The following is a 24,590-nucleotide window of genomic DNA, read 5'->3' on the forward strand; positions in this document are numbered from 1 at the left end:
TTTTATCTCGGCGACTCGAGTCGAGATAACTCTTCAATATCGACTAAGCTGCCTGAAAATAGCGACTTCACCTGTTCTTTTTGATTTCCCATAAACTGAACGCCGAGCTCAATCTGGTCATCCACCTCTTTTATTTGCCGAACCATAGCCTTAAGGGTTAATTCACCATTGTTTCTCTGCTCTATATTAAGCGTGATTTTGCTGCCATTTTCCCAAAGTTCGTCCACTTCTTCGTCTAACTTTTCATGCTTTAGACGACAGCCACTTTCCGAAACATCCAATACATGGCCTTTAAACGTTTTCTCTTCACCTTTTACCGACTGACCCGAAACTGACGTTGGTAAAAATGCGTCGAAGCGACGCCCTTTCCTGATGACCCGATGCTCTACCTTGCTTGGCCATAAAATAAAAAGCATTTTTGTGGGATGGGAAATGACATAATTGACCTCACTGCGAAACGCACAAATCTCGCCGCTTTCATTCTCCAGTACAAAACGAACAATAACCGGCGTTTTTTCGTCTAAAAGCTCTCGCGCACTATTGTATTTTTTAGCATCGGGCATATTCACAATAACCCAACGGTCTTTTACCGCGCCGATAAACTCAGAATAAAACCGAGCCGGGACATTGGAGCTAGCCAGTTGAACTTCTATTTTTTGACCGGTAACGAGCTCTGAAATTTTACTGGACATAAGGGTCTCTTTGAAATGAAACGATATGTTACTATGATCGCTAGTTGTCAGGCTGTGTCAAGCAAAGGAGAGTTCCTTGGTCGCTTACGATATAACACCCACCCATTTAAATGGGCATTTATTTAATGTCTCTCTTACCATTGAGCAACCCATGGATAAGCAAGAATTATGGTTGCCAAACTGGATCCCCGGCAGTTATTTAATACGGGATTTCAGTAAACACATTATCGGCTTACACGCCGAAAGCAATGGACGTCCGTTAACGGTTAAGCAAATAGCAAAAAACCGATGGCAACTCGAATCTTCAAGACACCCGGTTACTGTCCATTATCAGGTTTATGCCTGGGATTTATCGGTTCGCTCAGCCTACCTTGATCAATTTCAAGGCTTTTTTAATAACACCAGCTTGTGTCTGGCTGTCGAAGACCAGACCGAAGTGCCCTGCGAACTTCACCTGCATGCACCACCCCAGGCACCGGAGTGGCAAGTAGCAACCGGCATGCCGAGAAAAACCGGAAAATCTCACTCATGGGGAACCTTCCAGGCAGACAACTACGATGCACTGATTGATTACCCTTTCTTAATGGGTGACCTAACCGTTGAAGAATTTATTGCTCATGGCATCAAGCATTCTCTGGTGTTGAGTGGACGGCATTTTGCAGATATCGCGCGCATAACCGCCGATCTCGCCCGTATTTGTGAAACTCAGTTAAGCTTGTTTGAGGAAGCGCCTTTTCAGTCGTACACCTTTTTAACAATGGTCGTCGGTGACGGTTTTGGCGGACTGGAACACAGAAACTCCACAGCGCTGTTGTGTAGCCGCAAAGATTTAATCAGCGCGCATCAATATGACATGAACGATGACTATCAAAACTTCCTCAGTCTCTGCTGTCATGAGTACTTTCACAGCTGGAATATAAAAACCTTAAAACCCCGGACTTTTATTCCTTATCAACTAGAACAAGAGTCTTATACTGAACAACTTTGGTTCTATGAGGGGATGACATCTTACTTTGATGACTACCTGCTGCATGCAAGCGGTATTATCAGTCACGAGCGTTATTTAAAATTACTAGGCAATACCATAGCCCGCGTTGAGCGCGGTACGGGGCAATTTCAACAGAGCGTGACAGAATCAAGTTTTCTGACATGGACTAAGTTCTACCAGCAAAACGAAAACGCCGCGAACAGTATTGTCAGTTACTATGCTAAAGGTGCGCTCATTGCACTGAGTCTGGATTTAATGTTGCGTCTTCAGTCCGGGCATAAATTAACTTTGGCAAGAGTCATGAAGGAACTTTGGCATGAGTTCGGTAAAACCGCCGTTGGTACAGCGGATGATACTGTCCTGAGTTGGCTAAATCATTACCCCGGCATTGATGTTTCAGATTTTCTAAAAGACGCGTTATACGACAAAGTTTCACTGCCACTGGTCGAGTTATTAGAGAACTTTGGGGTAACCGTTGAAAAGCAGGTGCCCGGCGATGACAACAGTACCGGCGGGAAAGCCTCGGAACAGCCTGCTAAAGTTAATTTCGGAGCCAAATATAAAGCTTCACCGCAAGGCCTTGAGCTTATTAACGTCTATCATGATGAAAGCGCCTATCAAGCCGGTTTATCGGCTGGCGACCGGATTATTGCCATTGACCATTTACAGATAACCGATCAGTCCGTTAAATCGATTCTGGAGCGTTACCTTCCCGGCGAAACGGTAGTGGTTCATGCCTTTCGTCGTGATGAACTCATGACACTGGAGCTTACCTGGCTGGAACCCGCTAAAAGCAACTACCTTTTAAGCGTGGAGGAGCCCGATAAACTGAAAGGTTGGTTAACCCCTTCCGGTTAGTCCTGATAAAGCTGGGGAAGTAACGCTGGATCCAGTCGTTCATTTCCCCAGTTAACCCGCCAGTCAAGGTGAGGACCCGTCGCACGACCTGTCGCACCAATGGCACCTATCGAGTCACCCTGCTCTACTTTGTCGCCAACCTCAACGTGCAACTCACTTAAGTGCAAATAGGTTGTCGTTACTTTATAGCCGTGCTCGATGATTATGGTGCCGCCTGAATAAAACAAGTCAGGCTCGGCCAGAACAACGTCACCCGACCATGGTGCATGAACCGGAGTTCCGGTTGGTCCGGCAATATCTTCACCGTAATGCGGGTTACGCGGTTCACCATTGAAAATCCGCTGACTACCATAGACACCGCTAATACGGCCCTCAGCAGGCTTAGTTACTGGTGTTAAAAAATCAGTTCGCGTGGTTTCTTTTTGCCTGGCTAACCAAACTTTCCCCGCTTCTTTTTTCGCACGTTTCACTTGCTCAGGATCGGGTGTTACGGTTTTTTGTGGCACGCCATCGACGCGGTCGATCTTATATTCCCGAGGCTTCAGGATGAGCTCTCTTGTTATTGTCTGCTCGCCTTTTTTAATGACTAAGGTGTTTTCTAAAGGAGCTTTCCTGGGAAAACCAAAAACAATGTAACCTTGCTCAGTAACCTGAAGTTCTTCCCCATTTAAAGTTGCACTGACACCCAGTTCAGTCTTTGCCAGAATCAATGCTCCCTGAGTTAACGGGCCTTTTATTTCCAAAGGCAGCACTTCATCCGCCAATACCGTACTTGTCCAACTCAGCAATAATACCGCAGCACAGGCTATTTTACGCATAGGCTATAGCTCCTTTGCCAACCCCTTCAAAGGCGCGAACTTCCACTTTCTTATCAGGGTTTTCTAATTTAGTGACTGTAGCCAGATAATCAGCAATACACTCGACGGTTGAGTCCGTATCGATAACAAAGTTCTCTGTATGGGGAACCACGAGTTCAAACAGCCCTTGATCGGCGGTATAGCTGTAACAAGTATGAGTGGACTCAGTGGTTGCGGACTTCGCCGCGCCGGACAATGTCAGTTCAGTGTGAGAATGGATATCTTCCGTTGTACCTAAGTAGATATCTTCCCACTTATCGGACCATTCTTTTTCCAATACCGGCTGGCGAATATTATCCAGCTTAAGCTGTAATTTTGAACGGTGTCCGTGAGCAATGCGTTGGCAATTTCCGTCATGCTTCTTAAGCCCATGAGTGTAATGATAATAAAAACCATCGATACTCTCTGGCCGCAACATTAAACGCAGACCTTCAACATTACCGGGAAGTTCTCGTTTTATAACCGCTTTGAGGTAGTCCGTTACGGTTTCGACTGAAACCACATTAGCATCAATAAAAGCAAAAGCATCAGCAGGACAAAACAAATGAATTGATCGATTATCAGGACGTAAAAAATCAACCCAATTAGCACTGTCGTCTGAGTTATGCGTCACTTTTGTGTACGAGTGCTCGGCCGGCACAACCAGCTTATGATCAACCGAATTATCAATAATAGCTTTAATTTGCTTTTTTACCCGTCCGAAATCCAGCACCATCGACTGCTCATTCAGCGCACCATCAAGCACAATATCAACAATCCAGCTTTCACCGACTATTCCTCTTTCAGGGCATAGATACGAGCAATCGATAACGGTTAAATCATTCACAAATAACTGCATAGTGAGCTTTTCTCATCTGTTCTTTAATAACTACCACCAGTATAACCTGAAACACCTTATCCGATAAGCTCAATCAGGTTGGCCCACTCCCATAATAATTTCAATGAAAGTAAAATTAATGCAACTCCCATAGTGCGATCGACCCAATGACTGTAATGCCAGAGTGTTTTAAAGATTCGGGGTTGAGTCAGTAACCAGGTTAAAAACAAAAACCAAAGACCGGTCGCGACAATAAGGTACACACCATAACCAAATTGAATAGCAAACGGCGTTTGAGGCGCAATAATGGTGGTAAACAAGGTTAAAAAGAAAATAGTTGCCTTTACGTTCAACCCGTTGGTAATAAAGCCAACAATGAAAGCCTTACGCTTACGAGGCTGAGTGGCAGTAAGCTCACTGTCTGACATATTCTTTCTTGGTTTCGCTTTAATAGCCTGAATTCCGATAAAACCCAAATAAAGCGCTCCGGCACAAAGCAACGTTTGATACAGCCAGTCGGTTTGGTGAATGATTAGCGCTACGCCAACAAGTGAATAAGTCACGTGAACAATAACTCCGGCAGCTACGCCCAGACTTACCCAGTAACCTGCTTTACGTCCAAAGCTCAGACTATAACGCGACACAACCGCAAAATCCGGCCCTGGGCTTGCAACTGCAAACAAATGAATCAGGGCAATGGTTAAAAACTCACTCCAGTACGACAACACAAACTCCTTATTGCGTAGTTACACTTTAACTGACAGAATCAAAATTACTTTTTGTCAATTACAGATTACTATTAATCAACATGAAAAACCCCAAATTACCTTCTCTGAATGCACTAAGAGTGTTTGATGTCGCAGCTCGTAGTGGCTCATTTAAACAAGCTTCGCAGGAGCTTGGTGTCACTCAGTCTGCGGTAACCCGGCAAATACAAACTCTGGAAGAGCAACTTGAAGTTCGTTTATTTCAGCGCGATAACCGCGTTCACTCACTCACTCCGGTTGGTCTTGAGCTTGCTCCTCAAATTGAACAAATATTTGAACAGCTTGAGCGTACCATTGAGCGCACCAGAAACCTTAGTGACAATACAACAACGCAGCTTACTGTCGCAATCAGTTCCGAGCGGTTGCGTTTTTGGCTGGCAGCTAAGCTTACCGACTTTCACTCTCTGTACCCTCACATTCAGCTGAGCTTTAGCCGTTGTAACGAGTATTTTATGAATGAAAGTGCCGCCGAAATGACGTCAGCAATACAGCATCAAAGCTGGGATTTAGCGATTGGCTACGGAAAAATAACGGACAAACACATTCAATCTCTTGTCTTAAAGAAAAATCAGATGGTTCCGGTTTCAGCTATTCAGGTTAACGACTCCCCTTTTCAACGGCCCTGGCTGGTTAACCCCGAAAACCCCGATCATCAAGCAATGTTAAAAACTTACAGTCAGGAATTGAAGTCGACACGTTTAATTCATTGTAACGATGTGCAAATGTCACTGGATTTATCCTCAGCGGAACAGGCCGTTGCGTTACTAGACAGCAGCCTTATCACTCCGGGGCTTTCAAACCTTCGGGCTTATAACGACTCTGCACTGCCCTGTCAGTATCCATTGAGTCTCTATTATCGTAAACGGCAGAGACAACCAGTAGCCTTAGTCGCCTTTATAAAATGGTTACAAATGATTGTTTCTTGAATAAAGACTAAAAAACGCGCAATCAGTTAGCTGATGAGTTGGGTTTTGCCATTTGAATAAGTTAATTCATTAGCGTTATTTAGCTGAAGTTGCTATATTAAGTTCTGAATTTCACTTAAACTGGAGGTTAAATGAAAAGCCAATTCCTTAAATTATCGGCAATTGCTGCAAGTGCTTTTTTCGTCACAGCCTGTGGCAGCCCTGAGTCAGGAATGACACAGTGCACAATGGAGCCTCAGGAAAACTGGTTGGATCAAGAGCAGTTTCAACAGTCTCTTACAGAACAAGGTTACGAGATAAACGAGTTTAAAGTAACCGATGGCAACTGTTACGAAATTTACGGCTTTAATCAAAACAAGCAAAAAGTTGAAATCTATTTTAACCCTGTCGATGGCAGTATCGTTAAGCAAGAAAACGAATAGGCGAATACAAAGGGCAGTACCGATGATCATTTGGGATAAGTTTGTAAGAGTTTTTCATTGGTTATTGGTACTGTGCTTTTGTTTTAACTATTTTTGGCTGGAGCCCGGAAGCAGTATTCATCAAGCTATTGGTTACAGTGCTGCAATCTTAGTTTTAATGCGAATTATATGGGGCTTTGTTGGTCCAGATAATGCGCGATTCAATAGCTTTCTCCCTTCTGTTTCCGGCATTAAAGAGCATTTTTCAGAACTTCGCCAAAGAAAAGTAAGACAAGACCAGGGACACAATTCTCTTGGTGGGCTAATGGTGTTTCTTATATTAGCTCTATTTTTATTACAGGCCATTACCGGCTTTCTCCGCGAGGAAATAGACGCCCTATACGGAGATAGCTTATTAACCTCGGTTCATTCCATTTCAGCTGATATTATTTTTTCTCTTGTGATTATTCACATCTTTGCAGTCGTTATTACTGCGTATGTTGGTAAAATAGAGCTCATTCGTCCTATGATTAGCGGTAAACGCCGGATTAAGCGCCATGACTGAAGAAAAGCAACAACGAAACCGAGTTTATCAAGTATCGAGTAACCGTGAAAAACCCTCACATAAATTGCGTTATGTTGAAGCTTCTCAGCCTGCAGAACAGGATTGCCGTTTATGCGTCGGTTCTCTGGCAGCAGAAAATGACGACCAGAATAAGTTTTCCATAGCCCATACCGTTTCTGCTGACATTGCCAGAGTTGCGTTTCTGGAAAAGCAGTTTTATGGGAAGCAAGCGTATCCGGTTCTTTTTTTCTATCAAGCTCTGCAGCAATGGCCAGCAACCTTTTTAACCATAAAAGATGATGAAAGGACTGCCGGATATAGCCTTATGGTTCCCATTTCCGGCTCATCTTTATCTCTTATGTCGCTGTTAATTGGCAAGTTATTTCAAGGCAGAGGTTTAGGCAAGCAGCTACTGCAACAATCCATCGTAGTTGCACGTTCACTAAGCTATCAGCAGCTGGAACTCAGTGTATCTCCAGATAACAAATCAGCCATTGCGCTTTACGAAAACTTTGGCTTTAAACCAACTAAAATGCTGACCGATTACTTAGGTCCCAGTGAAGATCGCTTGCTAATGACGTTATTACTAACGAAACTCTGATAATGTCTTCTTTTGATCTGTTCGCCAACGACTTTGCCGAACCAATGCATACAGCAATTGGAGAACAGGCCATATTATTTCATCAATTCCTCGGTAACACTGATGAAACAATACTGAGCAACGTTCGTGAGGTTTTAAAGGTATCGCCACTACGTCATCTCTATACGCCATCGGGGCATAAGATGTCAGTTAAAAGCAGCAACTGCGGGCATTACGGATGGTTAACCGATAAACAGGGATACCGATACCAGGAAATTGATCCGGTTACCAGCAAGCCATGGCCACAAATGCCGGCTAACCTTTCAGTAAAAGCGGTTGAAGTTGCCCGACTTGCTGGATTTGAAAGTTTTCAGCCCGACTCTTGTCTTATAAACGTCTATCTGCCGGGCGCTAAAATGGGGTTGCATCAGGATAAAGATGAATCTGATTTTACAAAACCTATCGTTTCCTTCTCATTTGGACTGCCGGTTGATTTTCTCTGGGGGGGCTTTAAGCGCTCTGATAAATACCAGAAAATAACTTTGCAACACGCTGACGCTCTTGTTTGGGGAGGTAAAGACAGGCTCAGGTATCATGGTGTGCAGCAGCTTAAAGAGGGTGTTCACCCTACGACCGGACGCTGCCGGGTTAATTTAACCATACGTCAGGCTGACTAACTTGCAGTAGTTAACTGTTTCATATAATTAAAAATATCGTACTCTCTCGCTTTACATCAATTGGCAGCGTTCGCCGGAGTTAGAGTTTTACGAGCCTTGTTGGCCTGCGCAACAGAGAAAATAAAAGGGACTGATAGCTGAATGAAACGATGGCGCTTACTAACAGTAAGCAGCTCTGCGCTGCTTACCCTATTACTTGTTGCGTTTGCTTTAGGCTGGGCCGGCTACTCCTATTTAAACCAGCAGCTTAAGTCTTTCGGAGTTACTGACTGGAGTATTGCATTTGAACGCGTAACAATCAGTCACATTATTGTAAAACGACTGGAAGTAACAATAGACTCCTTACCTGCGCGCCCAGGGAAAGAACCTGCGACCAATCTAAACCTTACAAAGATCTTCTCATTTGAAATTTCCCCCCTACTGCCCGAACGGATTGATATTAAATCGTTACAGCTTAAGGGTACGTTATTACCCGACAAAGTTTCAGCAACGATTAAACTGCTAAACCAAAAACAACTGTCGTTAAAAATTAACAGTCACCAACCTATTACCGCGAATCTGGAAATTATACGGGACGACGCTGCCATCAAACTCAAAGCTCATTACGACAGCAACGTTCTGGATGCGAATTATAATTATCGTTCAGGGCAACTCAAAGCCGATGCCAGCTACTTACTCCCGGCACAGCACTTTGCTGATAACGTAAGCACAAAGCCGCTTCCGGTTAAAGCACAGTGGCGAGGAAACTTATCGACCAACATCAACTCAGTCAGCTTTGAAAGTATTTCGTCAGCGATATCCGGCCAACTTTTACTATCGGTAGAGAAAAACGCAGAAATAGAGATTGACGACAGTTCCACAATGGCTAAAGGCCAACTTAAGCTGGATTTGAACAATGGCATTATTAACTCTTACCGACTGGAGTTAGAAGGTGATACTAAAAACTTAATATCATTAACAGAGTCAGAGCTCCCGGTACAATTAACCTCTTTGTCCTGGCAATTGAACAGTACTGAGCAACCGGAACTGTCATTGCTAAATGCTCAACAGGCAGTGAATGACATTTACTGGCCTATTCGTTTGGACATTGCTGCAAAAGGCAGTAAAAACGAAAATATCAGCATTTCTTCACGGTTTTCCGGCAAATTTTCAGCCAGTTCTGCAGAGCTGCAAAGTATTACACCCGCACATATTGAGCTTAATCTTTTAAACAACACTGCTACTGCAGTCATAGATTCCTTCAATGTGAATTATCCCTACTCAGAACCTCACAATGTATTTGCGGAATTTGGTCTTAACATTCATACCAATTCTATTAATTACGAGCCGTTGCCCCGTATTAAAGCCGCTTTCAACAGTCAGTTTCGTTATCAACAACAGGAGCTTGTTGGTGATGGAATGTTGTTACTTGGTGATCATATTAGTGTTCAACACCACACCCAAATTAACGCCAGTCGGATAAAAAGCAAAGGTTAAGGTTAATAAGTTTGACTGGCAACAAACTCCAGAACGGAACAAGTTACTGCAACGACTCGCACCTCAACTTGTTATCAATACGGCGACAATTAGCGGTCAGACAAACGTGAGTTTCTTTTGGAATGGCGGCCTTTGGCAACTTAATAACGGTTTAGTGAAAATTCAGAAAAGTGATTGGGTGGCAGATACCTTGTCAGTGATTGACAGCAACCTGGAGTTTGAATTCAACGCCAATAATAAACGGCTTAACATTAATAACGCGCAACTTTACATGGGCAGTGTTCAACAAGGGTTTACATTAGGACCTGTTACTGCTGAATTTGGGGGGCAACTGCCCTTTCAAAACCCGCTGCAGTCCACACTGACTTTAACCCGCCATACCGTAAAAGGCCTGGGTGGTAACATCACCATTCCCAATCAAAGTTATTCATTAGCCAACAGTTTCGCACTACCCGTTGTGTTCGAAAACATTTCGCTCGGCGAGCTTATGCGTCAATATCCAAGCCACAAAATTTCGATAGACGGAGAAGTTTCAGGAACCATCCCCGCTCACTGGGACCCAAAGCAGTTAACCATTGAACGTGGCTATGTAACCGCGCTCGCTCCCGGCGGTCATTTACAGGTAAATTCATCGGCGTTAATGTCAGCCGCAGGCAGTAATCCCAGTTTAAAGACTCTGGCAGGCGTTTTAAACAATTTTTATTACCAACAACTGTCCACGGTTATCGACTATAATCAAAAGGGTAAATTAACCTTAGCAATACAGTTAAAAGGGTCTAATCCTGAAGTTGAAAATGGACGCCCGGTTGAACTTAACGTAAATTTAGAGGAATACTTACCTGCGCTGATAAAAGGACTGACGCTTAGCAACAGTTTGAACGACGTTATCCGCAAACGGGTACAGCAGAAAATTAATTAGTCAGGGGATGATATGAAGCATTTGTTTTTACTCATAGGCGTACCTTTAGCCCTTTGCGGGTGTACTCCGACGGTTCAGCTCGCTGCACCTAAAGAACCCATTACTATCAATTTAAACGTTAAAATTAAACATGAAATTTACGTCAAAGTGGACAAGGCGCTCGATGACGTAATTTCTGAATCTAGCGGTTTATTTTAATTTCAAAGGATTGTGACATGAAAAAACTGACAATAAGTGCTTTTGTTGCTCTGCTCTCGATAGCAGGCATGACAACACCAACGGTAAGCTACGCACAAGAACTGACCTTGCAGCAAGCCATGGACAAGCTTTCAGAGGCAAAAGACAAAGGTTGGGTCGGTGAACAACCTAATGGTTATTTAGGCGCGATAAAGCCACCTCTCCAGGCGAAGAAAATTGCAGAGAGAATTAACGAAGCGCGACGTAAAGAATACGTTCGTATTGCTGAAGCAAATGATATTGCGGTGGCTGATGTTGAATTGCTAGCCGGGAAGCGTGCCATTGAACGCACTCAAACGGGTCATTACGTTAAACTCGATGGACAATGGAAGAAAAAGCCTTAATTGGCTTCTTCTGCGACTCGCTTAAATACCTGCTTCGTGTAAAAGTAAAGCAACACACAGTAATAGATGATATCAGAATGTTGCTTTTCATAACGATAATTTAAAAAGGATAGGCGTGGCCTTATCTGCAACCCCTTATAACGTCAGTTTGGATATTTCTGATGTTGGTCAACCATATACAGAGCGAATCATTAAGTCCAGTCGGCGCGCACCTCAGTTATCCGCATTCATTGGGGACTTATGATAAGCGATGGGATCCTCTATGTCAGTCTCGTTGCTCCTTTAATTACAAAATACTTTGGTGCCCGTAACACCACAGTGTTGTCGGCTTTATTTGGTGTTTTCGGTTTAGCTCTGATGAGTCAGGCGACAGGGCCCATTAGCCTCAGCCTAGGTGTGCTGGCCTGCGGTATCTGCACTGGCTTAATGATGCCGGCTTTAACGTCTGCCATGCAAGCTTTGGTAGACCGTTCCATCCACGGCCGCGTCAGCTCAGTAATGAATGCCGGTACCAGCATTGGTGTTGCCCTTTCTGTTCCAGCGGTATTATTTTTGGTTGGAGCATGGCGTCATGCCTATTTATCATTCACGTTTTTGGCCATCATTGGCGTTATGCTCGCCTGGTATTTAATCCCGTCGGTTTCCAGGATCACCCCCTCAAATGCAGCGCCTCCTCCCAAAATTACTGGTCAGCAATGGTTGCGGCTGCTGAAACTGTCCTTGTTTGCTTTTGCTATGGGCTTTATTGCCTCAGCTTACTGGACGTTCGGGCCTGACTTAGTCACCAATTTAGGTTCATTATCTTCTGGACAAAGTGGTTGGTTGTGGTTAGCCGTGGGCATTGCAGGCCTGGGTGGTGCCATTATCAGTGATTTAGCCGATCGCAATAACCCGGCCATCACCCACGCACTGATGCTAATGATGTTGGCTACCAGCCTGACCTTGTTAGCCGCCAGCCCGAGTCAAATTTATCTCGCGGTTTTTTCCGCTTTGGTCTTTGGCTTGGCCTACATGAGCTCAACCGGGCTTTACTTAATGACAGGCATTCGCTTATTGTCAGGACGTTTATCCATCGGGCCAGTCTTACCTTTTATCGCTTGTGCCTTGGGACAAGCCGTAGGCTCGCCTGTTATAGGCTTCCTGGTCAGTGAATTTGGCTATGCCGACAGCTTCTCCATTTTCGCAGCGACAGGGATTTTAATTACCCTCTTATCGCCGCTTTACCCACGCCATATCGAACATGATATTGAGATGCCTGAAGAAGAAACCGGTCTTCAAGCAGCGTTTGATTATCAACTTCAAGATGAAGATGGTGAGCCCTTAGAGACTGGGAGCGAAGAAACGGATGAAGGGGATAACCCGGAAGCTGTAAAAAGTGTTTAGCAAAGCCAGAGACGTTGGAGTAACCGAAGAGGCCCTAAGTAGTAGTTGCTCCACGGGTTCTACCCCGTTATTACGGACGGTTTAAAACGTTTGTAAACTTCCTGTCTTGATTCGCTACTCTACGTCGCATTCTCGGATTATGAAACCGCTCGATATAAAAAAATATGTCGGCACGGGCCTCATCTCTGGTTCGGTATTTGCGGTGATTCACGCGCTCTCGTTTGAGCATACCGAAAAAGCCTTCACAAGCCGCATTATCGGCACAATGACCCACAGCACTCATGCTTCCCAGCAGGTCATTGCTCTTTAAGTAGCGTTGATAATCACCGCTGGTAAATTGCGTTCCGCGATCTGAGTGCAATATTGCCTGTGTCGACTCAGGGCGTTGCCAGACGGCCATCTCCACTGCTCGCAGCACCATCTTTCTATCCTGCCGGTGATGCATTGACCAGCCCACAACGACATTGTTGAACAGATCCAGGACAACGCACAGGAAAAGCTTCCCCTCGTCAGTCTTGATTTCTGTTATGTCAGTCACCCACTTGGTATTGGGCTCAAAGGCTTTGAAGTCTCGACCCAGGTGGTTTTTAATACCATCCGGACGCTGCGACGGTGCCTTGCGGCCACGCCCTTTTTTACGCGGCCAGCCTTGAAGCCCATGCAGTGCCATCAATCGCGCTACGCGATTCAGGCTCGCCGTTTCTTTTTCTTCTCTGAGGTCTTCATGCATGCGTGGCGCACCAGTGATACAGCCACTATCTTCATGGATCTCTTTAATACGCGTCAGCAATCGTTCATTATCAACGGCACGACGCGAGGGTTGGCGATTCACCCAGTCATAATAGCCGCTGGCTGAGACCTTCATACAACGGCACATTAAGCGTATCGGAAACAGTTCGCGACAACGTTCGATCGCCTGATATCTCAGGACGACTCTTTTGCGAAGAACGTTGCCGCTTCGCGCAAAAAATCACGCTCCTTTTTTATCCGGGCCAATTCGCGCTTAAGTCGGGCAACTTCTTCATCACGCGGCGTTCCTGAGCCCTTGTGAGCATTACCGGGCGCTTCTTCTAATTCACGCTTCCAACGGGAGAGCATATTCGGATTAACACCAATTTCCAGTGCAATCTGCCGACAGCTAACGCCGGGCTGACGTGTCTGCTCTACCGCTTCACGTTTAAATTCTGTACTGTATTTTCTTCGTTTGGTCATGAACACTCCTTATGGGCACATTATGCCTCTTTATGGATGTGTCCGTAAAATCTGGGTAGAACCCCACCGGCGGTCAAGTGGAACATAAAGATGTATGAGCTAAGCTTTGCTTATTACTCCCATTGCGTATTCTGCCGTGTCGTTTTTAGGGCATTGGTTTGTTGTCCTACCGTCGGCTAAGATACATGATCCTGAATAAGACATTCCATGCTTTATCTGTTAGAATTTGTATTAGAATGTAGGTGTTGGTTTTCGTTTTTTCGACGAAATCCATGAAACCTTATCTTCATGCTGGTTATTATTTCAACTGGCAAAGATCAGTTGCGCCTTGCATTTTAAGCACATTATTCAACAGCGAGATTAAACCGTGAATACTCAGTTTCCCGACGACATGACGCCTATTATTGGTTGCGAAAAGTGCTCTACAGAGCTTCCATTTGAATTTACTTTTGCGTTTCAACCAATAGTAGATGTTAACCAAAAAACGATATTTGGTTATGAGGCGCTTGTGCGCGGTAAAGATGAAAGCTCTGCCTGGTCAATATTGTCTCAAGTCAACGATAAAAATCGGTATATGTTTGATCAGGCCTGCCGTGTGACGGCAATCAGGCTTGCAGCAGCGCTAGGAATTCAATCAGTGCTGAGTATAAATTTTTTACCGAACGCAGTATATGAACCTGCACATTGTATTCGCAGCACATTATTAGCCGCTAACCAAGCTAACTTCCCTATTGAAAACTTGATGTTTGAAATCACTGAATCTGAACAGGTCTATGAACCAAACCACCTCACCAAAATTTTTAAAAGTTATGCTGAGCAAGGTTTTATTACAGCACTCGATGACTTTGGTGCAGGACATGCAGGTCTTAATCTGTTGGCTAGCTTTCAACCGCATGTCATGAAGCTCGATATGGAGCTGATTCGCGATATTGACACCTCACCGGTCAAACAAATTATCGTTGATGCACTTATTACCATGTGTATTCGCCTTGAAGTTAAACCATTAGCTGAAGGAATCGAAACCATTGAGGAGCTTAATTATTTTAAGTCTCGTGGTGTCAGTTTAATGCAAGGATACTTTTTTTCACATCCAGGTTTCGAGACACTCCCCGAGGTAGATTTCAGCACTTTTTAACAAGTTCATACTTTAGCTAAAAGACACACTATATCGCGTGTTTACCGGTATACAGTAGCGACTAAGTTAATGCCGCTTTCTTAATCAAGCCGAGACAATGCAGTGACAAGCTCATCAATCAAGGCGTCGCTGTCTTGAATAACGGTATTAATTTCAGAAGCAGCTTTCGATGAACTGTTTGCAAGCGCTCTGACTTCATCCGCAACGACACTAAACCCTCGTCCGGCATCGCCGGCTCTTGCTGCTTCTATAGCCGCGTTCAGAGCCAACAGGTTCGTTTGGTCAGACAGCCCATTGATAGTAGTAACGAATTTTGTGATGCGTTGTGTTGACTCGACTAATTGATTTGAGGTGTCTTTGGTTTTTTCCTGTGCTATCTGCCGTTCAGTAATATCAACGCCAAAAAAGACTAATTTGGAAATATTGCCATCACGATCATTAATACGGCAAAGGCGACCGTCAATTGACCGCTTTAAGCCGCCCGGCTCTGTGAACTGAACTTTTTGTTGAGCCAATCCATTGTCAATACTTGATTTAACAATCTCCACGTCGATTTTTGACCAAAGGTTCTTTGCGGCTTCCTCCGCATCGCTTTTGCATGAGTCTTTGAATAATTGATTTAAGTCCAGAGGCGTTCCATCTGCGGAATACTCAATCGTAACAAGAGCTGATGCCATTGCATCGGTTTTTGCATAGTATTCATCGCGCGCGAGTTTGTTTTCCGTAATGTCTGTTTGTATTGAGATGTAACGGGAGATTTTACCCTGCTCAAATACCGGACTTATCGATAAACTGATCCAATATGCGTTGCCATGTTTGTCGTAGTTAAGGATTTCTTCATAAACGACCTCGTTTGACGCGATAGCCTGACCGAGTCGGGCCACTGTGTCAGGGTCTGTTTTTTTACCCTGTAGAAAGTCGCCCGGTTTTTTGTTCTTTACTTCGTGTAATTCGTAACCGGTCATTTTCGTGAAACCATTGTTCACATATTCTATACGTCCAATGTCGTCAGTTATTACGACCGCATTATCCGTCTCATTAGCAACCAGTGATAGCATTTCAATCTCTTTACGACGCTTCACCTCTTCGTGAATATCACGGAAAAACGCGACATAAAATAATTTACCCTCACCCAGGTCAACTTTTGAAATAGTTACTGAGGTCCAGATGGTTGAGCCATCAGCTCTGGGAACTTCTATCTCGACAGCGCGCCCGATAAGTCTGTTCTCTCCGGTGCGCCGATTCCGGTTAACATAGCCATCATGTTTATCTTGTTCACTACGGGGGACCAACATTTTAACGTTATTGCCAAGCACCTTGTCTCTGGAATAGCCCCACAAGTCCTCAGCTGCTTTATTAAAGGTTATCACGTTGTTTTTATCATCGATGATAACCACAGCATCCAGCGTTTGCTCAAAGGCTTGATTTAAAATCGCTCGGTTTTGACGATCTTCGCCGACATCGCGCGCAAATGCGGTGTAGTGTTTTTTACCATCGATAACCACCTTGCTTAACGAGAGCTCCGCATACACGGTGCTACCATCTTTTTTCTTAATTGGGACTTCGCGGGTGGAGTTGACAATACGATCCTGGTCCGTTCTACGATGGCGATTGACTAAGTCATCATGACCGGCAGCAACATCGTCATGCATCAGTATGGCCACATTCTTACCAATGACTTCGCTCGCTGAATAGCCCCAGAGCTTTTCCGCCGAATCATTAAAAAACGTAATCAAATTGTTTTCGTCAATATTGATAACGCCAAAAACACTGCTGGACATAGCCTCTGCTAATTGGCGGCGTTGTTTTTGTTTTCTAAAAATCATTAAAAACCTCTTAAATGCAGCAAAAGCTTGATGCGTTAAATCAATGAGTTCATTCAATTATCGGCATATTCTAAAGCCTCTTGAATGTTTTGTTTGGATTAATATCGATTATTCAAAAACGACTTCACGAACTCCAGTTGTTTCTGAGCTAACGCTATCAATTCCACACAGTTAATAAGCTTTATTGAGCGCTTGGCTAAAGTTAGTAGACTCTGGAACAGTACAAACAATGGTTAAAGTTACACGCCTAGCTGACTCAAGACAAGATATTCAAGCAGAAAGCCAGTTTTTTGATCTTATTTCTGACGACATGGAAAACGGCAATGCTATCTCTGAAGTGCCCTCCTCATTATTTGATCAGGTCAACAAACCCCAGACACAATCAGAAGAAAATGAGCGTCGGGAAGATCAACACGCCTTAGGGCGTGTTGATCTTTGCTGACTGCTTTTTCAGCAGCTTGGCTGATATTTATACAAGGCAGAGCTTGTGATGTGTCGTTATTCTACATGAACAAGCGATAACGCCGTAGAAATGTCAGCCAAGTGCTGCCCGAAGGGTTCGTCTGGCGGCACTTTGCTCTTTGTCACTCGTCGCTTATTTAGAATAATTAAACTTCATTCCTCGTTTCGCGATCAAAACGCCGCCAGAAGGAACAAAATCTAATCAGGAAAGATCAACACGCCTTAGTAACGCTCCTAATAAACTAAAGAGTCTAAATAATCATCAAATTACCATTCATGGTAATTACTTTTTCCGGCTTCACCATAGATAGACTCCCTCGAGGAAACCTTTAAGTAAGCACCGAAAAATAATGAGTTAATCAAAGTAATCAATCCTGCTCAGTTAATGACGTAATTTAATTCTCCCATCTTTGCGGATATCAATGATTTTCTGACGAGGTTGACGTAAATATTTTAAAACGCTTTCGCGAAGCTTGTAACTTGTAGGTTTTATCGGCAGCGACTTAATATTAAAGCCTTTTACTTTCTCACCATTGGGGAACTGTATGGTTTGCCCCCGCCATCCCAAATTTCCAGAAGCAATATAATCTCCAACCAGAAGGGTAATTGTTTGACTTTCATAGTGTTCTAAAAGCTCTCCATTTAGCTGAATATTTTTTGCCTGAGGTCGTTTATCTTGTCCGTATTTTATTTCGTAACGTAACGCACCAGAAAAGTGTAAAAAACCTTGGTTAATAAAGCCGGTTAAATCGAGACTCTCTTGCTCTGATGGCATAACCAGGCGTTGAGCGTTTGACTTTATAAGCTCTATAAGTTGATTAGGCGTAAGCTCAATTAATTGAAGCGTGTCTGCATAGGGAATAACATTATACCAATCAGAAAAAGTCGCCATTTCGCCCGGCTCAAAGCCGTTAACAATACTTGATGCGTTGATTGCTGCCAAATCAGCGATTTCATTATCTGTATTAACCGTTTGCATAACAGCATCCGTTATAAAGTTTGCAACTGCAAGCTCTGCAGTATAACGGTCAACCAGTATCGCATGTTTTGTTAGTGCTGAGTCATCAGGGATGCGCCCTAACGGCTCATTTAACACATCGTCAAAATCGCTAATGACAGGAGCAATAGAGGTTTTATAAAAATCCTCACTAAAGCTTATAAGCGAGGAGCTGTTTTGCTCTAAAGAATGCAAAACGGTGTTGTTAGATATTACGACTTCTTTTGAGTCATGTCGCAAGTTCAGTTGAATATCGCCAATGTAATCGCCCCACTGTCCAGCCTGAAATACCGGAACTCCGCTGTAAATGTGCTCTTTATTAATTCCTGACTTATGCAGTATATCGTGCGAATGACCGCCGATGACAATAGCGGGAACCGACGCTTTTGCTAATAGCTCTGCGATGTCTTGATCGCCAACTTTTCCGCTTTGTTGATAGCCAATATGTGTCAGTGCGATAATGACATCAACTTTACCTTCAACTGCGGTTAGTACTTGGCTCATGCTTTGCAGTTGCGGAGCAACCTTTAATTGCGGATCGTCAGCCAGGTTACTTTTCGTGTCTTCTGATGATGTTTGCCCGACTATCGCAATTCGCCACCCATTAATTATTCCAAGTAGCGCAGAAGCGTAATCGCCAGCATCTAAATTTTTAGACGCAACAAGATTTGAACTCAGTAGTGGGAAATTGGCATCAGCGTTAATGGCTTCCTTTAGGATTTGAGTGCCGCGATCAAACTCGTGATTACCCAATACTGCGACATCAAGACCTGCTGATGAATAAGCGTGATAGGCCAAGCTTTTTTTGAAAGATCCTGGATTGTAACCGAGCAATTCATCATATACGGCACCGGTGTGATCATCGCCGGCGGATAAAAATAATACATGCTCGTTTTTTGAACTTGCCTCACAACGAGCCTTGTTAACATGGGCAGCCATAAGGCCAGTCACAAAGCGAGCACTGCCATCGTCTTTTTCTATTATGTGTTTGTTGTGTAAATCATTAATGTGGAGAACTCGCAGTTTTAACTGTTCCGATGGTTTCTTTGATGGCCAGTTATCGGGCCATTGTATTTTAATATTCCCGGTTCTATCAGAAATAGGAGCAAGAGTGTAGGCTCGATCAAACGGGCTATTCTTATGCAGTTCAAGTGGCGCTACCTGAATTACGTCCTTAGCGTAGGAGAAAGCATCAGTGCTTACCAGTAGCAAACTAAAAAATAATGAATGTAAGATAAACAGGTGGCGCAACGTTTTCAAAGTGCACTCCTTTTAATTAAGGGGATTAAGCTTTGCTCTATTAAACCGCATTAATATGACAGTAAGAATACATTGCCTGTGACTTAAATATGTCATCAAAATGACGCAAAAGCATACGTTAAATGTCATATTAAGTTATTACTCTCTCGCCCGCCTTTACAATTCATTAAATCGTAAAACAACCTGCTTCAGGGAGAATAATTAATGTTAGTGTTTCGACCAAACGCGTTATCTTTTGCAGTAACAAGCGCCCTGTTACTTGGGACCTCCTTCACCGTAAACGCCCAAGAACAAACAGATCAGCTTGAAACCATTATTGTGACAGCGCAAAAGTCAGAGCAAAGCCTTCAAGAAGTGCCCGACGCAGTCTCTGTTGTCGAAGGAAGCGCACTGGATCAACTGAATGTTGCAAATATATTTGACTTGAGCGATCAAGTACCCGGACTTGTGGTATCGAGCGTGCAAGGCTATCGCCCCTCTGTATCAATTAGAGGCGTCGGCAATGAAATACCTGATAACGCTGGAACCAAGCAAGCTGTGGCATATCATATTGATGGCGTATTCATGGCCAATGATTATGCACTTTGGGCTGACTTGGTTGATATTGATCGTGTTGAGGTCACCCGGGGCCCCGACGGAACCATTTATGGAAATAGTTCGACAGGCGGAGCCATTAACGTGCACACCAAAAAGCCTGACTTTATAAATGGTGATGGCTCATTATCAGCGACAATGGGTCAGTACGACACGATGAACTTTCGTGGTGCTACAACATTGAAGTTAGACGACAATTTGGCAGTACGGTTTTCTGGATCTCACCGAGAGCATGACGGCTTCACAGAAAATAGAGCGCTTACGCATGATTATCGTTTAGATGATAAAAATGACACGACAGTTAGAGCACAATTGCGTTGGCAACCCACTCAAGACTTCGATATCCAGCTTCAGCATATGCAATTCAGCTCAGATACGAATGGCCCTGCGCTGAAAGGCAATTTTGACTTAATTAGCGATGATCCTCGCGTGATTTACCACGATACCCGTGAATACTATAAATTAGACATGGATATGACCAGCTTGCATCTGAATTATGCTATGGACTGGGCTCAGTTACGCGGTATATTCAGCCAGCAAAACTACGACATGCGCCGTCGCCTGGATATGGATAGAAGCAGTTTGACTGCCAATGATCCAGCACCATTTCCTTTGTCTGATGGTGAAGAGCCGACAAGTTTAGGAGAAGTTCCTATACCGGAATTTATCGGTAATTTGCGACAGGAAGATGAGTCCTATACGGCTGAAATCAACTTGATATCACCTGATGCAACGGCTGACTTAACATGGTTAGTTGGTGCTTTTTACCTTGATACTGAAATTTTCTCAAATACACGTAACTTTTACGACGGCGGCAGAGATGGCAACCCAGTCAGTGAAGTTGTTGCAGGACCCAATGTGTTCGACAATAATGCGGATATTGATTTCATAAACTCTGACTTCCGTAATTTTCAATCGTATTCAGTTTTTGGCCAAGTAAGTTATGCGTTAACAGACGCACTGCGTGTTACGACTGGCTTACGTTATACTAATAACGAGTTTTCTGATGAGCGTTGCAGTTTAAACTGTGTTCCCACTCGCTCTCTTATTACCAGTACACCATCTGATGAAACCGATAATGTGACAGGAAAATTTGCCCTGGATTATCAGTTTACAGAGCACACTATGGGTTACGCATCTGTTGCAAGTGGCGTAAAACCAGCAGGCTCAAATAGCTCGAGCGACACGCGCTTTTTCCCTGAAAAATTTGATCAGGAAGAAATCATCGCTTACGAACTTGGTCTCAAAAATGATTTATTTGATAACCGGTTACGTTTAAATACCGCCGCTTTCTATTATGATTACAGTGACTATTTATTTGAATCAAGTGGTATTGAACGCTTTAACTCAGGCGCATCAAACTTGCCTGAAGCAGAAGTCTATGGCTTAGAAATTGAGGCTCAGGCAAACCTCGGTAAAGGTTGGCGTTTAGATACCAACTTAACCTGGATGGAGTCAGAGGTCATTGAAGGACGCGATGCAATCGATAGAGCAGAAGCTGAAAATGCTTCAGTCGGATTGATCTTAGATGGAGCCCCAACCGAGGCGATTAACGCCGCCCGCGAGGCAACTGCTGTTAACTTAACGGGTAACGAATTAGCGAAAACGCCAGATTTAGTCGCTAATATCCGATTAAGCTATACACATCAACTTAATAATGGGGCTACTTTAAGATCATCATTGGGCTATACACACCGAGGTGACTATTTTGCTCGAGTGTTTAATTCTCCTGAACGTGATGTCGTAGAAAGCTATGATATCGCCCATTTAAATGTGAATTACATTCCTTCACATGGTAATTGGGATTTAGAGCTGAATGTGCGTAACTTATTCGACGACGACTCTGTTGCCTCTGTTCATACCGATACATACGGTGTAGGAGTCACCAGTGCACAATACTTAGCGCCGCGTGTCGTGACACTTCAGGCTAGTTACCTCTTCTAGAGAAACGCCTAGGGCGTGTTGATCTTTCGTGATTAGTTTTTGAGCGGCATGGTAAAGAGTTATAATTTGTTTCGCCAAAAATAAACTAACAACTCAATACCATGCCGAGACTAATGCTAACTGATAAGCGGTGGAAAAAGCTACTTCAAGTAATGAAGAGCACAGGCCGCATTTACAATAAACCAGAACACAGAATGACGTTTGAAGGGATATTATTCCGGCTGAGAACCGGAATTCCGTGGCGTGACTTGCCATCGGAATTTGGTGATTGGAGCGCGGTTTATCGCCGGTTCAATTTGTGGTCGAAGAAAGGTTTATTAAATATGTTATTCAATGAGTTAGCAAAACTATCTGATTACGATTGGGTCTTTGCTGACGGCTCTATTGTTAAAGCTCATCAGCATAGTACCGGAGCGGCTACCGTGGATAATGAGTGCATTGGAAAGAGCCGAGGTGGTAACTCTACAAAAATTCATTTAGCCGTGGATAGTGGCGGCCTTCCTATTTATTTTGAACTATCAGAAGGCCAGAGAAATGACATAGCTCGGGCTCAAAGTCTGGTAGACCATTTGAGGGAAGTAAACATTTTCGTAGGCGACAAAGGATACGATAGTGACGCATTGAGGAAATATGTTGAAGTCAAAGGAGGGACTTCAGTCATACCCAAACGTAATTATGGCCAGGATATAGACAAAGACAGTGTCGATTGGTGCCTATATAAATATAGGCATTTAGTTGAAAATGCGTTCGCACGAATAAAACATTATCGTTCAATATCAACCAGGTATGAAAAGTTAGCGAGAAATTATGCCAGTATGGTGTCACTGGCATTTTCATTGATGTGGCTACCGATGTATTGCTGAACAAAATATGTACAGGAAAGATCAACACGCCCTAAAAACTAGCTGTATTTTTTTGACTCCCCCACCACTCCATCATCTCAACTCGTTCATCCCAGTACTCAGCCTTATGTGAATAAGCGCCCTTCACCTTGTTCTGTTCAACGTGTGCTAATTGGCGCTCAATGGCATCAGAGCGAAACTTCTGATCGCTCTCATGCAAAGTTGACGATGCCATAGTTCTAAAGCCATGCGGCACAGCTTTCTCCTTCAAGCGTCCATCGGGGTAATGAGCATTATCCTGGTATTTGAGGTAGGTTTTAGCAATCTTACCGTCTTTTGTATCCTTAGCTTTGGGAAAGTAGCCCATTTTGAACATTGCCTGGCGCATTGTATTGTCGGACATAGGCTCATCGGGCTTTGTCTCAGACGGGAATAGCAACTCATCGTGACCGGTAATGCGTTTGATGCGTTTAATTACCTCAAGGGCCTGGGCTGATAACGGAACGTCATGTGGCCGCTTCATCTTCATACGCTCTGCAGGAATAGACCAAACCTTGTTATCAAAGTCAAACTCTTCCCACTTAGCGCCTCTTAGCTCTCCAGAACGAACAAACGTCAGTATCAACAGTTCAATGGCTAACGCTGTAAGCTCCCTACCCGTCTCTTTATATTTGGCTAAATCAGAAAGAAAGAATGGAAGGTTATTAATATCTAACGCCTCTCTATGCACGACAGCCTTCGAAATAACTTTGACCGGTCGTAACAACCGAATGTCGACATCATCCTCAAGCGAATACTGGTCTACTACATATTCGAACAAGCGCTGTGTATCATCCGCTACTCGCTTAGCTGTCTCATGATGCCCCTTCGCCTGGATGCTTTCAATTAAACGTCTTACATCTTCTTTACGGACGTCAGTGATTTGTTTATTTCCGAGCTTGTTCAAAATTCCTTTTTCAAGCCGCTGCCATACCCTGGTTTTATGGGATTTAGACCAAGCCCTGGCTGTAGCCTGAGATTGATACTCTAACCATTTCGCAGCATAAAACCGTAAATTATTATCATTATCGTTTGCAAAGGTTTTTTCGGTAGGATCAATGCCATCAGCCAGCTTAGCCTTTGCCCTGGTTGTTGCATCTTTTGCCTCTTTGAGACTTACATCAGGAAATACACCCAGCGCCAGCGTTTTCTGCTTGCCGCTGAAGCGATACTTTAAACGCCAGTACTTGCTGCCATTCTTCTTCACCAATAGCCGCAAGCCACTGCCGATCGAATACCACTCATCTTTATCGCCAGGCTTTAATGCTTCAACTTGCTTATGTGTTGTTATTGCAGGCTTTTCTGTGGGCATGGTGCTACATCCTGTATACCGAATTGAGATAGCACCAAAAGTAGCACCAAGTGGTCGTATTTTTCAATAGGTATTAGTAAACCAGGAGAGACTAGATTTGGCTCAAAGGCCTTTATTTTAAAGAAGTTATAGACTTTAGGAGACTGCTGTAAAATCGGAATTGGTGCCCGGGGCCGGACTTGAACCGGCACGAACTTGCGTTCGAGGGATTTTAAATCCCTTGTGTCTACCAATTCCACCACCCGGGCACTAAATAAAAGTGTTTTCGAATAATGGAGGCGGGTCCCGGAGTCGAACCGAGATCCACGGATTTGCAATCCGCTGCATAGCCATTCTGCCAACCCGCCAGAATTTGGAGCGGGAAACGAGATTCGAACTCGCGACCCCAACCTTGGCAAGGTTGTGCTCTACCAGCTGAGCTATTCCCGCACCGTCATCTGCCGTGGCATTCTACTGTCTAATCGATTTCAGTCAATGATT

22 protein-coding genes, 3 tRNA genes and 1 pseudogene are annotated in these 24,590 nt (G+C 43.9%); 15 read left to right on the plus strand and 11 right to left on the minus strand.

The features are described from left to right. Nucleotides 1-2 precede the first annotated feature (2 nt). A complete protein-coding gene (locus tag L8G48_RS03215; protein WP_248263169.1) occupies nucleotides 3-692 on the minus strand; it encodes a flagellar brake domain-containing protein in 690 nt (229 codons plus the stop codon). A gap of 76 nt (nucleotides 693-768) precedes the next feature. Between L8G48_RS03215 and L8G48_RS03220 the strand changes: the two genes are divergently transcribed. Beyond that, a complete protein-coding gene (locus L8G48_RS03220) occupies nucleotides 769-2,538 on the plus strand; it encodes a M61 family metallopeptidase (protein ID WP_248263170.1) in 1,770 nt (589 codons plus the stop codon). Here L8G48_RS03220 and L8G48_RS03225 read toward each other — a convergent pair. From L8G48_RS03225 to L8G48_RS03235, 3 genes are read right to left on the minus strand one after another with little or no spacing between them, the layout of a single operon-like run. Next, nucleotides 2,535-3,356, minus strand: coding sequence for a M23 family metallopeptidase (locus L8G48_RS03225; RefSeq protein ID WP_248263171.1), 822 nt, complete (start codon nucleotides 3,354-3,356; stop codon nucleotides 2,535-2,537). The genes L8G48_RS03220 and L8G48_RS03225 overlap by 4 nt on opposite strands. Continuing rightward, nucleotides 3,349-4,233 carry a 6-carboxytetrahydropterin synthase gene (locus L8G48_RS03230; protein WP_248263172.1) on the minus strand — a complete coding sequence of 295 codons (885 nt, stop codon included), beginning with the start codon at nucleotides 4,231-4,233 and terminating at the stop codon, nucleotides 3,349-3,351. The genes L8G48_RS03225 and L8G48_RS03230 overlap by 8 nt, the downstream gene beginning before the upstream one ends. Before the next feature lie 56 nt (nucleotides 4,234-4,289). Beyond that, the gene (locus L8G48_RS03235; RefSeq protein ID WP_248263173.1) at nucleotides 4,290-4,940 is read right to left on the minus strand and encodes a LysE family translocator; all 651 of its coding nucleotides are present in this window, start codon (nucleotides 4,938-4,940) and stop codon (nucleotides 4,290-4,292) included. An 80-nt stretch (nucleotides 4,941-5,020) separates the two neighbouring features. Here L8G48_RS03235 and L8G48_RS03240 point away from each other — a divergent pair, with 80 nt between their 5' ends. From L8G48_RS03240 to L8G48_RS03285, 10 genes are all read left to right on the plus strand, one after another. Next, nucleotides 5,021-5,905: a LysR family transcriptional regulator gene (locus tag L8G48_RS03240; RefSeq protein ID WP_248263174.1), complete on the plus strand. Its 885-nt coding sequence runs from the start codon at nucleotides 5,021-5,023 to the stop codon at nucleotides 5,903-5,905. A 131-nt stretch (nucleotides 5,906-6,036) separates the two neighbouring features. Then, nucleotides 6,037-6,327, plus strand: coding sequence for a PepSY domain-containing protein (locus tag L8G48_RS03245; protein ID WP_248263175.1), 291 nt, complete (start codon nucleotides 6,037-6,039; stop codon nucleotides 6,325-6,327). Nucleotides 6,328-6,349: 22 nt separating this feature from the next. Beyond that, complete coding sequence (locus L8G48_RS03250; RefSeq protein WP_248263176.1) at nucleotides 6,350-6,871, plus strand: cytochrome b/b6 domain-containing protein; 522 nt, start codon at nucleotides 6,350-6,352, stop codon at nucleotides 6,869-6,871. Further along, entirely contained in the window at nucleotides 6,864-7,472 is a 609-nt protein-coding gene (locus L8G48_RS03255) for a GNAT family N-acetyltransferase (protein WP_248263177.1), read from the plus strand. Before L8G48_RS03250 ends, L8G48_RS03255 begins: the two co-directional genes overlap by 8 nt. A gap of 2 nt (nucleotides 7,473-7,474) precedes the next feature. Continuing rightward, the gene (alkB, locus tag L8G48_RS03260; protein ID WP_248263178.1) at nucleotides 7,475-8,128 is read left to right on the plus strand and encodes a DNA oxidative demethylase AlkB; all 654 of its coding nucleotides are present in this window, start codon (nucleotides 7,475-7,477) and stop codon (nucleotides 8,126-8,128) included. Between the two features lie 141 nt (nucleotides 8,129-8,269). After that, on the plus strand, nucleotides 8,270-9,604 hold the full coding sequence (locus L8G48_RS03265; RefSeq protein ID WP_248263179.1) for a hypothetical protein: 1,335 nt from the start codon (nucleotides 8,270-8,272) through the stop codon (nucleotides 9,602-9,604). Nucleotides 9,605-9,692: 88 nt separating this feature from the next. Beyond that, the gene (locus tag L8G48_RS03270) at nucleotides 9,693-10,523 is read left to right on the plus strand and encodes an intermembrane phospholipid transport YdbH family protein (protein WP_443986708.1); all 831 of its coding nucleotides are present in this window, start codon (nucleotides 9,693-9,695) and stop codon (nucleotides 10,521-10,523) included. A 12-nt stretch (nucleotides 10,524-10,535) separates the two neighbouring features. Then, the gene (locus tag L8G48_RS03275; protein ID WP_248263181.1) at nucleotides 10,536-10,721 is read left to right on the plus strand and encodes a YnbE family lipoprotein; all 186 of its coding nucleotides are present in this window, start codon (nucleotides 10,536-10,538) and stop codon (nucleotides 10,719-10,721) included. Between the two features lie 17 nt (nucleotides 10,722-10,738). Continuing rightward, complete coding sequence (locus L8G48_RS03280) at nucleotides 10,739-11,104, plus strand: YdbL family probable chaperone protein (protein WP_248263182.1); 366 nt, start codon at nucleotides 10,739-10,741, stop codon at nucleotides 11,102-11,104. Between the two features lie 240 nt (nucleotides 11,105-11,344). Further along, entirely contained in the window at nucleotides 11,345-12,487 is a 1,143-nt protein-coding gene (locus tag L8G48_RS03285) for an MFS transporter (RefSeq protein WP_248263183.1), read from the plus strand. Between the two features lie 59 nt (nucleotides 12,488-12,546). On the opposite strand, the pseudogene L8G48_RS03290 reads toward L8G48_RS03285, so the two are convergent. Beyond that, a pseudogene (locus L8G48_RS03290) lies at nucleotides 12,547-13,699 on the minus strand (IS3 family transposase). Between the two features lie 367 nt (nucleotides 13,700-14,066). Between L8G48_RS03290 and L8G48_RS03295 the strand changes: the two are divergent. Further along, on the plus strand, nucleotides 14,067-14,834 hold the full coding sequence (locus L8G48_RS03295; protein WP_443986705.1) for an EAL domain-containing protein: 768 nt from the start codon (nucleotides 14,067-14,069) through the stop codon (nucleotides 14,832-14,834). Nucleotides 14,835-14,914: 80 nt separating this feature from the next. On the opposite strand, the gene L8G48_RS13460 is transcribed toward L8G48_RS03295, so the two are convergent. Continuing rightward, nucleotides 14,915-16,660: a PAS domain S-box protein gene (locus L8G48_RS13460; protein WP_282444572.1), complete on the minus strand. Its 1,746-nt coding sequence runs from the start codon at nucleotides 16,658-16,660 to the stop codon at nucleotides 14,915-14,917. 229 nt (nucleotides 16,661-16,889) lie between these two features. On the opposite strand from L8G48_RS13460, the gene L8G48_RS03310 reads away from it, so the two are divergent. Then, complete coding sequence (locus tag L8G48_RS03310) at nucleotides 16,890-17,102, plus strand: hypothetical protein (RefSeq protein WP_248263184.1); 213 nt, start codon at nucleotides 16,890-16,892, stop codon at nucleotides 17,100-17,102. 402 nt (nucleotides 17,103-17,504) lie between these two features. Here L8G48_RS03310 and L8G48_RS03315 read toward each other — a convergent pair whose 3' ends face one another. Next, complete coding sequence (locus L8G48_RS03315; RefSeq protein ID WP_248263185.1) at nucleotides 17,505-19,379, minus strand: bifunctional metallophosphatase/5'-nucleotidase; 1,875 nt, start codon at nucleotides 19,377-19,379, stop codon at nucleotides 17,505-17,507. Nucleotides 19,380-19,583: 204 nt separating this feature from the next. Here L8G48_RS03315 and L8G48_RS03320 point away from each other — a divergent pair, with 204 nt between their 5' ends. Together L8G48_RS03320 and L8G48_RS03325 are read left to right on the plus strand one after the other, a co-directional pair. Next, nucleotides 19,584-21,917: a TonB-dependent receptor gene (locus L8G48_RS03320; RefSeq protein WP_248263186.1), complete on the plus strand. Its 2,334-nt coding sequence runs from the start codon at nucleotides 19,584-19,586 to the stop codon at nucleotides 21,915-21,917. A gap of 101 nt (nucleotides 21,918-22,018) precedes the next feature. Next, entirely contained in the window at nucleotides 22,019-22,780 is a 762-nt protein-coding gene (locus L8G48_RS03325) for an IS5 family transposase (RefSeq protein WP_248263187.1), read from the plus strand. A gap of 31 nt (nucleotides 22,781-22,811) precedes the next feature. On the opposite strand, the gene L8G48_RS03330 is transcribed toward L8G48_RS03325, so the two are convergent. The 4 genes from L8G48_RS03330 to L8G48_RS03345 all read right to left on the minus strand — a co-directional run bounded on the left by L8G48_RS03330 (nucleotide 22,812) and on the right by L8G48_RS03345 (nucleotide 24,539). After that, complete coding sequence (locus tag L8G48_RS03330; RefSeq protein ID WP_248263188.1) at nucleotides 22,812-24,110, minus strand: tyrosine-type recombinase/integrase; 1,299 nt, start codon at nucleotides 24,108-24,110, stop codon at nucleotides 22,812-22,814. A 161-nt stretch (nucleotides 24,111-24,271) separates the two neighbouring features. Then, nucleotides 24,272-24,358, minus strand: a tRNA-Leu gene (locus tag L8G48_RS03335). Nucleotides 24,359-24,383: 25 nt separating this feature from the next. After that, a tRNA-Cys gene (locus L8G48_RS03340) sits at nucleotides 24,384-24,457 on the minus strand. A 6-nt stretch (nucleotides 24,458-24,463) separates the two neighbouring features. Next, nucleotides 24,464-24,539: transfer RNA gene (locus L8G48_RS03345), tRNA-Gly, on the minus strand. Nucleotides 24,540-24,590 lie beyond the last annotated feature (51 nt).

This window comes from Idiomarina aminovorans (assembly GCF_023155095.1).
Classification (GTDB): Bacteria; Pseudomonadota; Gammaproteobacteria; order Enterobacterales; family Alteromonadaceae; genus Idiomarina; species Idiomarina aminovorans.